This window comes from Bacillus rugosus (assembly GCF_023238245.1).
Classification (GTDB): domain Bacteria; phylum Bacillota; class Bacilli; order Bacillales; family Bacillaceae; genus Bacillus; species Bacillus rugosus.
In genome coordinates this window covers 2,765,245-2,779,108 of record NZ_CP096590.1, presented here as the reverse complement: position 1 = coordinate 2,779,108, position 13,864 = coordinate 2,765,245, and the positions used below count along the sequence as shown (strand labels likewise).

Here is a 13,864-nt window from a genome sequence, read left to right as displayed (position 1 = left end):
TAATATGGGACTCCCAAGGGGTCTCTTTTCTTTTGTAATCGAGGTGGGGGTGTATTTCCACATTTTTAGTAGGGCTATAAGCGGGATAGCCCCATAGTTGGTTCATTCACACGCCATGAAGATTTCAAATGCACCGATGTTTTAAAAGTATGACTTTCAACTATTATATTGTTGAAATACAAAGTATGACCTATTATAATAGAAAATTAAGTCAATCGGTCAAAGTTCGGAAAGTGACCGTTATACATGAACGTGAACGAATAGCGATATAAAAAGGATGGAAGCTGGATGGAGCAACGGCCTTCTAAGCCGTCGGTCGGGAGTTCGAATCTCTCCTGGGACGTACCAAAAGAAAAACCTCAAATCCTAATTGGATTTGAGGTTTTTTGTTGTCGTCTTATGATTTTCATTTGTTATTTAACGGATCATCATCCAAGCCGTCAACTTTTCCTTCTTTATTCAGACGAGGTTCTTCTTTTTTCACAGTTTCAGAAATATGTTCATTTTCTTCAACAGTGCGTTTACCGACAACCACTTCATCAGTGACAACCGGTTTTTTAGTCACTTCCAGCTTTTCCTCAACGATTGGCACTCTGATCTCTTCCGAATCGTTGACGGGAGAAGCATCCGCTTTATTTTCATCCACTGGCCGGCGTTCGACATAAATTTCATCATGTCTCACCGGGATATCCATATCTCTTTTTTCTGTTTTTACTTCTTTTCCTATCTCTACTTCACCGGTTTGAACGTCTTCTTTATCGACTTTCAGCTGTTCTTCCCGGAGCGGCATCGTTTTTTCTTCTTTCGTTGTATAATCTGCCATTTCATTTGTGGTTGAAAAGCCGCCTGAAAGGGGACTGCCGTTATCAAGAGGAGCATTTACATCTGCATCTGTATCGACGGCTACCAGAAGTTTTCCGTCATCCAAATCTTCTTGATACTTGTCTATTTCATCCGTTTTAATATCCAAATCGGATAATGCTTTGCTGTGTGCAGCAGTATCATCCATTGTAAAATAATCTTTCAGTTTATCGAAAAAAGATTCAGATTCTCCCTGATGTGCATCGATGGCTTGATTGACCTCTGTTCCTGTACGTGACCCCAAATAATCTGTATCTCGACGGCTTGTCACAACAGAAATGTCGTCAGAATCATAGCCTTTTGTCAGTAAGCCTTCAATCGCTCCGATAGTTTCCTGCGGGGTTTCGTATACACCAACTATGCTTTTCATATCAATCTCCTCCTTTATGAATTTGCATGATATCGTTCATGTCGTTTGTAATTCCCGCTGTTTTTTAGATTAAACAAAATTGAAAACATTGGCGTGTATCATAAAGGTGAAAAATGTGTGAATATAAAAAAAGATAGATAAGACAGACCTTCCCCTGCACTTATCTATCCTTATAAAGCGTTTCACAATTCCTTCGTCATAAACACACTGTTCGGATCTTCAACATAGTCTGCAAACGGTTCACAGTACTGAAAACCGAAGCTTTCATACAATTTTCTTGCCGGTTCAAATGAAGCCATTGAACCCGTTTCTAAGCTTAACCGCTCATAGCCTCGCTTCCCAGCCTCCTCTATGATGTGCTGAAGAACTTGTTTGGCAACGCCTTTTCTTAAATGGGATGCAGATGTTCGCATTGATTTGATTTCTCCATGTCGGCTGTCCACTTCTTTAAGTGCTCCGCAGCCGGCTAGTTCATCACCTTCCCATGCGCTCCAAAATGTTATTTCAGGCTCTCGAAGCCTTTCTAAACCTAAGGCGTGAATGCTTTCGGGCGGGGACATGAGTGTCATGCTATGTAGGTGCTCCTTCACAAGTGAGATCACCTGATGTCCAGTTACATCATCTATTTTTATATACAATTCTATTTCCTCCTCAGAGCTTGTAGGTTTGCAGAACATATTTTCATTTCATGTTAATCATATTTCGTTCTGTTTTCCAAATATAAAGACAGAAAATCTGACAGTATGGATTATTCTACAGAATGATATGCTCTGAAAAAGAAATTTTAAAGCAAAAAAAGAGGCCGAATTTAAATGTTCGGCCTCTGTGGTAATCTTTAATACCGAAACCCTCCGTGTGCGCCTGCTCCACCGAATCCGCCGGCGTGTGTCGCCGGGATACTGAAACCTCCGCCATGGCCGCTATAGCCGGTCCCTGCAAATTGCTGCCCATAAAATCCTGAAGCAAATGGATAGGAGGAGTACATAGCAGAGGGAGTGCTTATCGGGCTGTATGCCTGGCTGTACGGCTGACCGTATCCATAGCCTCCAAATGGCTGATGGCTTTGCTGGTAAAAGGCAGGGGCAGTAGGATAATACGGTTGCGGAAAGTTGGGAAAGTGTGTGGGGAATCCTTGCATATCAGCTAATGATTTATTCATTGTATCACCTTTTCTTTGCAAGATACCATCACTGTATGCCGGGGGAATAACGGAAGTGCCTATCCGAATTGAATTGGTTTGCAAGGTCATCTGTCAGACTGCAATTTATATCCCAATGATAGAATGTTATAAAATATGACATGTTTATATGAAATTGAAAAATTCTGGTGTATCTTTGATAGATTAATAAAAAAATTATAAAAACTTTTAACATTTGCAATTCCTTATGCGCCAATAATGAAAGCGTATACAATATAGATTGATTAATCAAAATTATCTAATAATTTTAAAAAATGCTGTTGACACTGCGTCCAAAGCGGCGTAATATGAGTTCAACAAAAGATAAACGCAAGCTTCACAAGCGAAAATCATCGCAATATGATTCTGAAAAATTAAAAAACAAACGACCTCCTTGAACAGCTCCAAGCTGTTCCGGAGACTGAATATGAAAAGCGCAGATGAGGATAAGTAGCCTTGATAAAGCTTTCCACAGAGAACCGGGTTAGCTGAGAACCGGCGAAGCTTTACAAGGTGAACTCGCCTCAGAGTGCCAGTCTGAAATGATAGTAGGACTTGGCCGGGTGAACTTGATTCACTCGTTATTAAAGCGGATAGAAATATCCATGAGACGGCCGATTTAACGGGCCGTAAACAAGGGTGGTACCGCGGAAAGAAGAGCCTTTTCGCCCCTTTTAGCTATCGCATTTACTGCGCGGCTGATTGTGGGCGGAAGGGCTTTTTTTATTGAATAATCAGCTATCAAGCTAATAAAAAGATTGATCTTTAGAGGATGAGAATCCAAAAGGAGGAACTAAAATGGGGACTAATGTACAGGTGGATTCAGCATCTGCCAAATGTACACAGACGATGAGCGGAGCATTAATGTTGATTGAATCATTAAAAAAAGAGAAAGTAGAAATGATTTTCGGTTATCCGGGCGGGGCTGTGCTTCCGATTTACGATAAGCTCTACAATTCAGGGATGGTACATATCCTTCCCCGTCACGAACAAGGTGCGATCCATGCAGCGGAAGGATACGCAAGAGTATCTGGAAAACCGGGTGTCGTCATCGCCACGTCAGGCCCGGGAGCGACAAACCTTGTTACAGGCCTTGCGGATGCCATGATTGATTCATTGCCTTTAGTCGTCTTTACAGGGCAGGTCGCAACATCAGTGATCGGGAGCGATGCATTTCAGGAAGCGGACATTTTAGGGATTACGATGCCGATCACAAAACACAGCTACCAGGTTCGCCAGCCGGAAGATCTGCCACGTATCATTAAAGAAGCGTTCCATATTGCAACAACTGGAAGGCCCGGGCCTGTATTGATTGATATTCCGAAAGATGTAGCAACAATTGAAGGAGAATTCAGTTACGATCATGAGATGAATCTCCCGGGCTACCAGCCGACAACAGAGCCGAATTATTTGCAGATCCGCAAGCTTGTGGAAGCTGTAAGCAGCGCAAAGAAACCGGTGATCCTGGCGGGTGCGGGCGTACTGCATGGAAAAGCGTCAGAAGAATTAAAAAATTATGCCGAACAGCAGCAAATCCCTGTGGCACACACCCTATTGGGGCTCGGAGGCTTTCCGGCCGACCATCCGCTTTTCTTAGGGATGGCGGGAATGCACGGCACATATACAGCCAATATGGCCCTTCATGATTGTGATCTTTTAATTAGTATCGGCGCCCGTTTTGATGACCGCGTCACAGGAAACCTGAAGCACTTTGCAAGAAACGCAAAGATTGCCCACATCGATATTGATCCTGCTGAAATTGGAAAGATCATGAAAACACAGATTCCTGTAGTCGGAGACAGCAAAATTGTCCTGCAGGAGCTGATCAAACAAGATGGTAAACAAAGCGATTCAAGCGAATGGAAAAAACAGCTTGCAGAATGGAAAGAAGAGTACCCGCTCTGGTATGTAGATAATGAAGAAGAAGGCTTTAAACCGCAGAAATTGATTGAATATATTCATCAATTTACAAAAGGGGAGGCCATTGTCGCAACGGATGTCGGCCAGCATCAAATGTGGTCAGCGCAATTTTATCCGTTTCAAAAAGCAGATAAATGGGTCACATCTGGCGGACTTGGAACGATGGGATTCGGACTTCCGGCAGCGATTGGCGCACAGCTTGCAGATAAAGATGCTACTGTAGTTGCGGTGCTCGGAGATGGCGGTTTTCAAATGACGCTCCAAGAACTAGATGTCATTCGCGAATTGAATCTTCCGGTCAAAGTCGTGATTTTAAATAACGCTTGTCTCGGCATGGTCAGACAGTGGCAGGAAATTTTCTATGAAGAACGCTATTCAGAATCTAAATTCGCTTCTCAGCCTGACTTTGTCAAATTGTCAGAAGCATACGGCATTAAAGGAATGAGAATTTCATCAGAAGCGGAAGCGAAAGAAAAGCTGGAAGAGGCATTAACATCAAAAGAACCGGTTGTCATTGACGTGCGGGTTGCCAGCGAAGAAAAAGTATTCCCGATGGTGGCTCCGGGGAAAGGGCTGCATGAAATGGTGGGGGTGAAACCTTGAAAAGAATTATCACATTGACTGTGGTGAACCGTTCCGGCGTATTAAACCGGATCACCGGTCTATTCACAAAAAGACATTACAACATTGAAAGCATTACAGTTGGACACACAGAAACAACCGGCATTTCCAGAATCACCTTTGTCGTTCACGTTGAAGGAGAAAATGATGTTGAACAGCTGACAAAGCAACTCAACAAACAGATTGATGTGCTGAAAGTCACGGACATCACTAATCAATCGATTGTCCAGAGGGAGCTGGCCTTAATTAAGGTCGTATCCGCACCGTCAACGAGATCAGAGATTAATGGAATCATAGAACCGTTCAGAGCCTCTGTCGTTGATGTCAGCAGAGACAGCATCGTTGTTCAGGTAACAGGCGAATCTAATAAAATTGAAGCGCTTATTGAATTGTTAAAACCTTATGGCATTAAAGAAATCGCGAGAACAGGTACAACGGCTTTTGCGAGGGGTACCCAGCAAAAGGCGTCATCCAATAAAACAATATCTATTGTATAAAACATAACAAGGGAGAGATTGAAATGGTAAAAGTATATTATAACGGTGATATCAAAGAGAACGTATTGGCAGGAAAAACAGTAGCGGTTATCGGATACGGATCGCAGGGTCACGCGCATGCCCTGAACCTTAAAGAAAGCGGAGTTGACGTTATCGTCGGTGTTAGACAAGGAAAATCTTTCACTCAAGCCCAAGAAGACGGACATAAAGTATTTTCAGTAAAAGAAGCGGCAGCTCAAGCCGAAATCATCATGGTTCTGCTTCCGGATGAGCAGCAGCAAAAAGTATACGAAGCTGAAATTAAAGATGAATTGACAGCCGGAAAATCCTTGGTGTTCGCTCACGGATTTAACGTTCATTTCCATCAAATTGTTCCTCCGGCGGATGTAGATGTATTCTTGGTAGCGCCTAAAGGCCCGGGACACTTGGTAAGAAGAACATATGAGCAAGGAGCTGGCGTACCGGCATTGTTCGCGATCTATCAAGATGTGACTGGAGAAGCAAGAGACAAAGCCCTCGCATATGCAAAAGGAATCGGCGGTGCTAGAGCGGGCGTTTTGGAAACGACGTTTAAAGAAGAAACAGAAACAGATTTGTTCGGTGAGCAAGCCGTTCTTTGCGGCGGATTAAGCGCGCTTGTAAAAGCCGGATTTGAAACATTAACTGAAGCAGGTTATCAGCCTGAACTTGCATACTTCGAGTGTCTTCACGAGCTGAAATTAATCGTAGACCTTATGTACGAAGAAGGACTGGCGGGAATGAGATATTCAATCTCTGACACAGCACAGTGGGGAGATTTTGTATCAGGACCTCGCGTTGTTGACGCTAAAGTAAAAGAATCTATGAAAGAAGTATTAAAAGATATCCAAAACGGTACATTCGCAAAAGAGTGGATCGTCGAAAACCAAGTAAACCGTCCTCGTTTCAACGCCATCAATGCGAGCGAGAACGAACATCAAATCGAAGTGGTGGGAAGAAAGCTTCGTGAAATGATGCCGTTTGTGAAACAAGGCAAGAAGAAGGAAGCGGTGGTCTCCGTTGCGCAAAATTAATTTTTTCGATACGACGCTTCGTGATGGTGAACAGTCCCCTGGCGTGAACTTAAATACACAGGAGAAACTTGCCATAGCAAAGCAGCTCGAAAGACTTGGGGCAGATATCATTGAAGCGGGGTTTCCCGCTTCGTCCCGAGGTGACTTTTTAGCTGTTCAGGAAATTGCAAGAACCATTAAAAATTGTTCAGTGACTGGTCTTGCCCGTTGTGTAAAAGGTGATATTGATGCTGCTTGGGAAGCGTTAAAAGACGGTGCTTACCCTAGAATTCACGTATTTATCGCTACATCGGACATTCATTTGAAACACAAGCTGAAAATGACTCGTGAGCAAGTGATTGAAAGAGCCGTTGAAATGGTGAAATACGCAAAAGAACGTTTTCCGGTTGTGCAATGGTCAGCTGAAGATGCCTGCCGCACTGAACTGCCGTTTTTAGCGGAAATCGTTGAGAAAGTCATTGACGCAGGCGCAAGTGTTATTAATCTTCCGGACACGGTCGGCTACCTGGCCCCAGAGGAATACGGAAATATCTTTAAATATATGAAGGAAAACGTTCCGAACATTCATCAAGCAAAGCTTTCGGCCCACTGTCATGATGATTTGGGAATGGCAGTCGCAAACTCTCTTGCTGCGATTGAAAATGGCGCTGATCAAATTGAATGCGCTGTGAACGGAATCGGTGAAAGAGCCGGAAACGCGGCATTAGAGGAAATTGCCGTTGCCCTTCATATCAGAAAAGATTTCTATCAAGTTGAAACAGGCATTACATTGAACGAGATTAAGCGAACAAGCGATTTAGTAAGCAAGCTTACAGGCATGGCTGTTCCGCGTAATAAAGCGGTTGTGGGCGATAATGCATTTGCTCATGAATCAGGCATCCATCAGGACGGCTTCTTAAAAGAAAAATCGACTTATGAAATTATTTCACCGGAGCTTGTCGGCGTAACAGCAGATGCGCTTGTCCTAGGGAAACATTCCGGACGCCACGCATTTAAAGACCGGCTGACTGCTTTAGGATTCCAATTTGATAGTGAAGAGATTAATAAATTCTTTACGATGTTCAAAGAGTTGACTGAGAAGAAAAAAGAAATCACTGATGAGGATCTTGTTTCTCTTATTTTAGAAGAAAAAGTAACAGATCGCAAGATTGGGTACGAATTTCTTTCCCTACAAGTGCATTACGGAACAAGTCAGGTTCCTACGGCTACACTTTCCTTGAAAAATCAAGAAAACGCAGAACTTATTCAAGAAGCGGCAACTGGAGCCGGAAGCGTGGAAGCCATCTACAACACGCTTGAGCGCTGCATCGATAAAGACGTGGAGCTCTTGGATTACCGCATTCAGTCCAATCGAAAAGGCGAAGACGCATTTGCCCAGGTGTATGTAAGAGTTTTGGTGAACGGAAAAGAATCAGCAGGGCGGGGCATAGCGCAAGACGTATTAGAAGCTTCAGCGAAAGCCTATTTGAACGCAGTCAACCGTCAATTGGTTTTCCAGTCGAATATGAGCGGACTTAAAAATCATACAGCTGTCGGATCATAAGAGAAAGGAGAACGGTTAACTTGAAGAAACGTATTGCTCTATTGCCCGGAGACGGGATCGGCCCTGAAGTATTAGAATCAGCGACAGACGTGCTGAAAAGTGTTGCCGAACGCTTTAACCATGAATTTGAATTTGAATATGGCCTGATTGGAGGGGCTGCGATTGATGAACATAATAACCCCCTCCCGGAGGAAACCGTTGCCGCTTGTAAAAATGCCGACGCTATATTGCTTGGCGCTGTCGGTGGACCGAAATGGGATCAAAATCCTTCGGAGCTAAGACCGGAAAAAGGGCTGCTCAGCATCAGAAAACAGCTCGATTTGTTTGCGAACCTGCGGCCTGTGAAGGTGTTTGAAAGCCTTTCTGACGCTTCACCTTTGAAAAAAGAATATATAGATAACGTTGATTTCGTTATCGTCCGTGAGCTGACAGGCGGCTTGTATTTCGGCCAGCCGAGCAAACGCTATGTAAACACTGATGGTGAGCAGGAAGCAGTAGACACACTGTTTTATAAGCGGACAGAAATTGAACGCGTGATCAGAGAGGGTTTTAAAATGGCGGCAGCCAGAAAAGGCAAAGTGACCTCTGTTGATAAAGCGAACGTTCTTGAATCAAGCAGACTGTGGCGAGAAGTGGCTGAGGACGTTGCAAAAGACTTTCCTGATGTGAAGCTGGAGCACATGCTTGTGGATAACGCGGCCATGCAGCTGATTTATGCACCGAATCAATTTGATGTTATGGTGACTGAAAACATGTTCGGTGATATTTTAAGCGATGAAGCGTCCATGCTTACAGGCTCACTCGGAATGCTCCCGTCAGCCAGCCTATCAAGCTCAGGTCTTCATCTGTTTGAGCCTGTTCATGGCTCCGCGCCTGACATAGCCGGTAAAGGGATGGCAAATCCGTTCGCGGCCATATTGTCAGCGGCAATGCTTTTGAGAACATCTTTCGGGCTTGAAGAGGAAGCGAAAGCGGTAGAAGATGCGGTTAACAAAGTCTTGGCTTCCGGAAAGAGAACAAGAGACTTGGCACGAGGCGAAGAGTTCAGCAGCACTCAGGCCATTACAGAGAAAGTTAAGGCAGCAATCATGAGTGAAAATACAATTTCTAATGTGTGACGGCTTACGTTAAAGCGGTCTTAGTTCATAGGTAGAGGGAGGAAGTAAAAGATGATGCCTCGAACGATCATCGAAAAGATTTGGGATCAGCATATTGTAAAACATGGTGAGGGAAAACCGGATCTTCTCTATATTGATTTGCATCTTATCCATGAGGTCACGTCTCCTCAGGCATTTGAAGGGTTGAGACAAAAGGGAAGAAAGGTCAGAAGACCTCAAAACACATTTGCGACAATGGACCACAACATCCCGACCGTCAATCGTTTTGAGATAAAGGATGAAGTGGCGAAACGCCAAGTGACGGCACTTGAACGAAACTGTGAAGAATTTGGCGTGCGCCTTGCCGATCTTCACAGTGTGGATCAAGGGATTGTCCATGTCGTCGGCCCTGAACTGGGCTTGACGCTTCCGGGGAAAACGATTGTATGCGGCGACAGCCATACATCAACCCATGGCGCATTCGGCGCTCTTGCGTTCGGAATCGGGACGAGTGAAGTTGAACATGTCCTTTCCACACAGACGCTTTGGCAGCAGCGACCGAAAACACTTGAAGTGCGCGTAGACGGCACGCTTCAAAAAGGGGTAACGGCAAAGGATGTCATTCTTGCAGTCATCGGCAAATACGGAGTGAAATTCGGCACTGGCTACGTCATTGAATACACTGGGGAAGTATTCAGAAATATGACGATGGACGAACGAATGACCGTATGCAATATGTCAATTGAAGCAGGAGCTAGAGCTGGTTTGATTGCACCTGACGAGGTGACATTTGAATATTGCAAAAACCGCAAGTACACGCCAAAAGGCGAAGAGTTTGATAAGGCTGTAGAGGAATGGAGGGCGTTGCGCACAGATCCGGGCGCTGTTTACGATAAATCTATCGTCCTTGACGGCAACGACATTTCTCCTATGGTGACATGGGGCATCAACCCGGGAATGGTTCTTCCAGTTGATTCTGAAGTTCCTGCACCGGAAAGCTTCTCCGCAGAAGATGACAAAAAAGAAGCGATTCGCGCTTATGAATATATGGGGTTAACCCCTCATCAGAAAATTGAAGACATTAAAGTGGAGCATGTATTTATCGGTTCCTGCACAAATTCCCGCATGACTGACCTTCGCCAGGCTGCTGATATGATCAAAGGGAAGAAGGTAGCTGATAGCGTTAGAGCCATCGTTGTTCCCGGATCTCAAAGCGTGAAGCTTCAGGCTGAAAAAGAAGGGCTTGACCAGATTTTCTTGGAAGCTGGATTTGAATGGAGAGAGTCAGGCTGCAGCATGTGTTTAAGCATGAATAATGATGTTGTTCCTGAGGGAGAGCGCTGTGCGTCAACCTCTAACCGCAACTTTGAGGGCAGGCAAGGAAAAGGTGCAAGGACACATCTCGTCAGCCCGGCAATGGCTGCGATGGCCGCCATTCACGGACACTTCATTGATGTCAGAAAGTTTTATGAGGAAAAAACAGTTGTGTAAGGAGTGCGCGAGATGGAACCTTTGAAAACACATACGGGGAAAGCAGCCGTATTAAATCGAATCAATGTTGACACAGATCAGATTATTCCTAAACAATTTTTGAAGAGGATTGAAAGAACAGGCTACGGCCGTTTTGCATTCTTTGACTGGAGATATGATGCAAAAGGTGAGCCGAACCCTGAATTTGAATTAAACCAGCCTGTTTATCAAGGCGCTTCCATTTTAATAGCAGGAGAAAACTTCGGCTGCGGGTCATCGCGTGAACACGCTCCGTGGGCGCTTGATGATTATGGGTTTAAAATTATCATTGCGCCGTCATTTGCGGATATTTTCCACCAGAACTGCTTTAAAAACGGTATGCTGCCGATCCGCATGCCATATGACAATTGGAAAAAGCTTGTCGGTCAGTATGAAAACCAGTCATTGGAAATGACTGTTAACCTTGAAAATCAGCTAATTCATGACAGTGAAGGCAATCAAATTTCATTCGAAGTTGATCCGCATTGGAAAGAGATGCTCATCAATGGCTATGATGAAATTTCATTAACGCTTCTTCTTGAAGATGAAATCAAGCAATTTGAATCACAAAGAAGCTCTTGGCTTCAAGCCTAAAAAAGCTGCCGGCATTTGTCCGGCGGCTTTTTTTGCCTGGTGACCTTTCATTTCTTGTTTTTGTTCACAGGTGTTGATACACTTGAACAAAATAAATGCCTGAAAGGAATATAGGTATGACGCATGACAAGAAGAACGCAAAAATTATTCCTTTTCCTCATCTGAAAGACCGTCTTGTGGAAAAAGGGATGTCATCACTAAAGGAAAAAAAGTATCAAGAGGCACTTGAGCTGTTTTCAGAAGCCATGAAATATGATGATACTGAATCCGATCTACACTTAGGGATGGCCATCTGTTTTTTGGAGATGGGCGAATTGGAAGAGGCAAAAAGCGTCTGTGAGAAGATGCTAAAAGAAGGCTATGGCCATTATTTTACGGTGTTGCAGGTGTACATGACCATCTTAATTCAGCTCAAAAAATACGAAGAAGTCAAAAGCACCATTGAAGCCGTTTTGGAAGAAAATCAGCTTCCTGCGGAAAGTGCCGAGCAATTTTATAAGCTGCTTGATTTCAGCCGAAAAATGACCGATCCGGAACGTGAGGACGAGGCTTGGGAAGAGGAATATGAGGATACAATTGATACTGAGAAAGTGCTGGCAAGCCCTGAGGAGCAAATGAATTTAATTCATTCCTTAAAAGACCGCAATGTAGCGAAGTATATAGGCCTGCTCAAAACAATTCTTCAAGACCCCTCAGCTCACCCGATTATCAAAACGATGATTGTGATGCTATTGGCTGAGCACGAGTACAGCAAACCCGTACACGTTACTAAATTTGGCGAATCGTTGACAATTGAACCGTCTGAGACTGTCCAGCCTGATGCCGCTCCGATTTTACACCGTGTTCTTCGGGTGCTGGATGAGACGCTTGGAAATGAAAATCCAACCTTATATGCGGCAGTAGAAGAACTGTGGAGAAGGCATTTATACGTTTTATATCCGTTCCAGCCGAAATTGCTGTCAGCCGATCTTTGGGCGGCCGCCCTGCATAAAGTCGGTTACGAGATGCACGGGATTGAAATTGAAAGAGAAGAGCTTCATATGATGTACGAGTTTACTGACAGAGAACTCGATGAAGCTTGTACGATGATAAAAGATATTGAAGAAATTTCTTATTTGTAAATCGCGCCATATAGTTGAAAGCGCTATGTGTTATGTTATAATATAATGGTTGTATTTGTGTATAACGGGTTATAAGAAATACGGTTGGACAGGCTTTGCAGTTCATTATTAACATTTATACATAATGATTCTGATCTTTGGCAGCTTTGTTTTTGTTGGACGAAGCCGAATGATTGCTTTAGAATGGAAGACCGACACAACCTGAATAGATTTTTGGAGGGAAACACATGTCTGTAAAATGGGAAAAACAAGAAGGCAACGAAGGCGTTTTAACGGTTGAAGTTGATGCTGAAACGTTTAAAACAGCACTTGATGATGCATTTAAAAAAGTAGTAAAACAAGTTTCGATTCCTGGATTCCGTAAAGGTAAAATTCCTCGCGGATTATTCGAACAGCGCTTTGGCGTAGAAGCTCTTTACCAAGATGCTTTGGATATTCTTCTTCCTGTAGAATACCCTAAAGCGGTTGAAGAAGCTGGAATCGAGCCTGTAGATCGTCCTGAAATCGATGTTGAAAAAATCGAAAAAGGCGAAAGCTTAATCTTCACAGCGAAAGTAACTGTCAAACCTGAAGTGAAGCTTGGCGAATACAAAGGTCTGGGCGTTGAAAAAGACGATGCAACTGTAACTGACGAAGATGTTCAAAACGAACTAAAAGCGCTTCAAGAACGTCAAGCTGAGCTTGTTGTGAAAGAAGAAGGCGCTGTTGAAGAAGGAAACACAGTTGTTCTTGATTTCGAAGGATTCGTTGACGGCGAAGCATTCGAAGGCGGAAAAGCTGAAAACTACTCTCTTGAAGTAGGTTCTGGTTCATTCATCCCTGGTTTCGAAGAGCAGTTAGTTGGCCTTGAAGCAGGTGCTGAGAAGGATGTTGAAGTGACATTCCCTGAAGAGTATCACGCTGAAGAGCTTGCAGGCAAACCAGCTGTGTTCAAAGTGAAAGTTCACGAAATCAAAGCGAAAGAGCTTCCTGAGCTTGATGATGAATTTGCAAAAGATATCGATGAAGAAGTGGAAACACTTGCTGAACTAACTGAAAAAACAAAGAAACGTTTAGAAGAAGCGAAAGAAAACGAAGCTGACGCTAAATTGCGTGAAGAGCTTGTTCTAAAAGCTTCTGAAAATGCTGAAATCGATGTACCGCAAGCAATGGTCGACACTGAGCTTGACCGCATGCTGAAAGAATTCGAACAGCGTCTGCAAATGCAAGGCATGAACCTTGAGCTTTACACTCAATTCTCAGGCCAAGATGAAGCTGCGTTAAAAGAGCAAATGAAAGAAGACGCTGAAAAACGCGTAAAATCTAACCTGACTCTTGAGGCGATTGCGAAAGCGGAAAACCTTGAAGTATCAGATGAGGAAGTTGATGCTGAGCTTACTAAAATGGCTGAAGCATACAACATGCCTGTTGAAAACATTAAACAAGCCATCGGTTCTACTGACGCGATGAAAGAAGATTTAAAAGTTCGCAAAGCGATTGATTTTCTTGTAGAAAACCGTTAA

General features: G+C 43.7%; 12 protein-coding genes, 1 tRNA gene and 1 other annotated feature. Of the genes, 10 read left to right on the top strand and 3 right to left on the bottom strand.

All coding sequences use genetic code 11. From position 1 onward, the window contains the following. Positions 1-256: 256 nt before the first annotated feature. Positions 257-348 (top strand) — tRNA-Arg (locus tag M0696_RS14165). A gap of 58 nt (positions 349-406) precedes the next feature. On the opposite strand, the gene M0696_RS14160 is transcribed toward M0696_RS14165, so the two are convergent. The 3 genes from M0696_RS14160 to M0696_RS14150 form a co-directional block, all read right to left on the bottom strand. Continuing rightward, positions 407-1,231, bottom strand: coding sequence for a YsnF/AvaK domain-containing protein (locus M0696_RS14160; RefSeq protein WP_222143289.1), 825 nt, complete (start codon positions 1,229-1,231; stop codon positions 407-409). Positions 1,232-1,413: 182 nt separating this feature from the next. Further along, the gene (locus M0696_RS14155) at positions 1,414-1,869 is read right to left on the bottom strand and encodes a GNAT family N-acetyltransferase (RefSeq protein ID WP_222143288.1); all 456 of its coding nucleotides are present in this window, start codon (positions 1,867-1,869) and stop codon (positions 1,414-1,416) included. A gap of 197 nt (positions 1,870-2,066) precedes the next feature. Beyond that, positions 2,067-2,390 carry a hypothetical protein gene (locus M0696_RS14150; protein WP_166849941.1) on the bottom strand — a complete coding sequence of 108 codons (324 nt, stop codon included), beginning with the start codon at positions 2,388-2,390 and terminating at the stop codon, positions 2,067-2,069. A 446-nt stretch (positions 2,391-2,836) separates the two neighbouring features. Then, positions 2,837-3,084, top strand: a binding site (T-box leader). Between the two features lie 122 nt (positions 3,085-3,206). On the opposite strand from M0696_RS14150, the gene ilvB reads away from it, so the two are divergent. From ilvB to tig, 9 genes are all read left to right on the top strand, one after another. Beyond that, positions 3,207-4,931 carry an acetolactate synthase large subunit gene (gene ilvB / locus M0696_RS14145; protein WP_222143287.1) on the top strand — a complete coding sequence of 575 codons (1,725 nt, stop codon included), beginning with the start codon at positions 3,207-3,209 and terminating at the stop codon, positions 4,929-4,931. After that, positions 4,928-5,446, top strand: a complete 519-nt coding sequence (ilvN, locus tag M0696_RS14140) for an acetolactate synthase small subunit (RefSeq protein ID WP_166849947.1) — start codon at positions 4,928-4,930, stop codon at positions 5,444-5,446. Before ilvB ends, ilvN begins: the two co-directional genes overlap by 4 nt. 23 nt (positions 5,447-5,469) lie before the next feature. Further along, on the top strand, positions 5,470-6,498 hold the full coding sequence (gene ilvC / locus M0696_RS14135) for a ketol-acid reductoisomerase (RefSeq protein ID WP_003222549.1): 1,029 nt from the start codon (positions 5,470-5,472) through the stop codon (positions 6,496-6,498). Next, positions 6,485-8,041 (top strand): 2-isopropylmalate synthase, encoded by a 1,557-nt coding sequence (locus M0696_RS14130; protein ID WP_222143286.1) that lies wholly within the window; start codon positions 6,485-6,487, stop codon positions 8,039-8,041. Before ilvC ends, M0696_RS14130 begins: the two co-directional genes overlap by 14 nt. A gap of 20 nt (positions 8,042-8,061) precedes the next feature. After that, a complete protein-coding gene (gene leuB, locus M0696_RS14125) occupies positions 8,062-9,159 on the top strand; it encodes a 3-isopropylmalate dehydrogenase (protein WP_222143285.1) in 1,098 nt (365 codons plus the stop codon). Between the two features lie 51 nt (positions 9,160-9,210). Beyond that, entirely contained in the window at positions 9,211-10,629 is a 1,419-nt protein-coding gene (gene leuC / locus M0696_RS14120; protein WP_222143284.1) for a 3-isopropylmalate dehydratase large subunit, read from the top strand. A 12-nt stretch (positions 10,630-10,641) separates the two neighbouring features. Further along, positions 10,642-11,241: a 3-isopropylmalate dehydratase small subunit gene (gene leuD, locus M0696_RS14115; protein WP_166849959.1), complete on the top strand. Its 600-nt coding sequence runs from the start codon at positions 10,642-10,644 to the stop codon at positions 11,239-11,241. A 116-nt stretch (positions 11,242-11,357) separates the two neighbouring features. Next, positions 11,358-12,362 (top strand): DNA damage checkpoint antagonist DdcA, encoded by a 1,005-nt coding sequence (gene ddcA / locus M0696_RS14110; RefSeq protein WP_222143283.1) that lies wholly within the window; start codon positions 11,358-11,360, stop codon positions 12,360-12,362. Between the two features lie 227 nt (positions 12,363-12,589). Beyond that, positions 12,590-13,864: a trigger factor gene (gene tig / locus M0696_RS14105; protein ID WP_166849965.1), complete on the top strand. Its 1,275-nt coding sequence runs from the start codon at positions 12,590-12,592 to the stop codon at positions 13,862-13,864.

What these genes read in the sequence shown, in the direction of transcription:
- ilvB (WP_222143287.1), top strand. Translation starts at nt 3,207, where the DNA reads ATGGGGACTAATGTACAGGTGGATTCAGCATCTGCCAAATGTACACAG.
- M0696_RS14150 (WP_166849941.1), bottom strand. Translation starts at nt 2,390, where the DNA reads ATGAATAAATCATTAGCTGATATGCAAGGATTCCCCACACACTTTCCC.
- leuC (WP_222143284.1), top strand. Translation starts at nt 9,211, where the DNA reads ATGATGCCTCGAACGATCATCGAAAAGATTTGGGATCAGCATATTGTA.
- ilvC (WP_003222549.1), top strand. Translation starts at nt 5,470, where the DNA reads ATGGTAAAAGTATATTATAACGGTGATATCAAAGAGAACGTATTGGCA.
- leuD (WP_166849959.1), top strand. Translation starts at nt 10,642, where the DNA reads ATGGAACCTTTGAAAACACATACGGGGAAAGCAGCCGTATTAAATCGA.
- ddcA (WP_222143283.1), top strand. Translation starts at nt 11,358, where the DNA reads ATGACGCATGACAAGAAGAACGCAAAAATTATTCCTTTTCCTCATCTG.
- M0696_RS14160 (WP_222143289.1), bottom strand. Translation starts at nt 1,231, where the DNA reads ATGAAAAGCATAGTTGGTGTATACGAAACCCCGCAGGAAACTATCGGA.
- tig (WP_166849965.1), top strand. Translation starts at nt 12,590, where the DNA reads ATGTCTGTAAAATGGGAAAAACAAGAAGGCAACGAAGGCGTTTTAACG.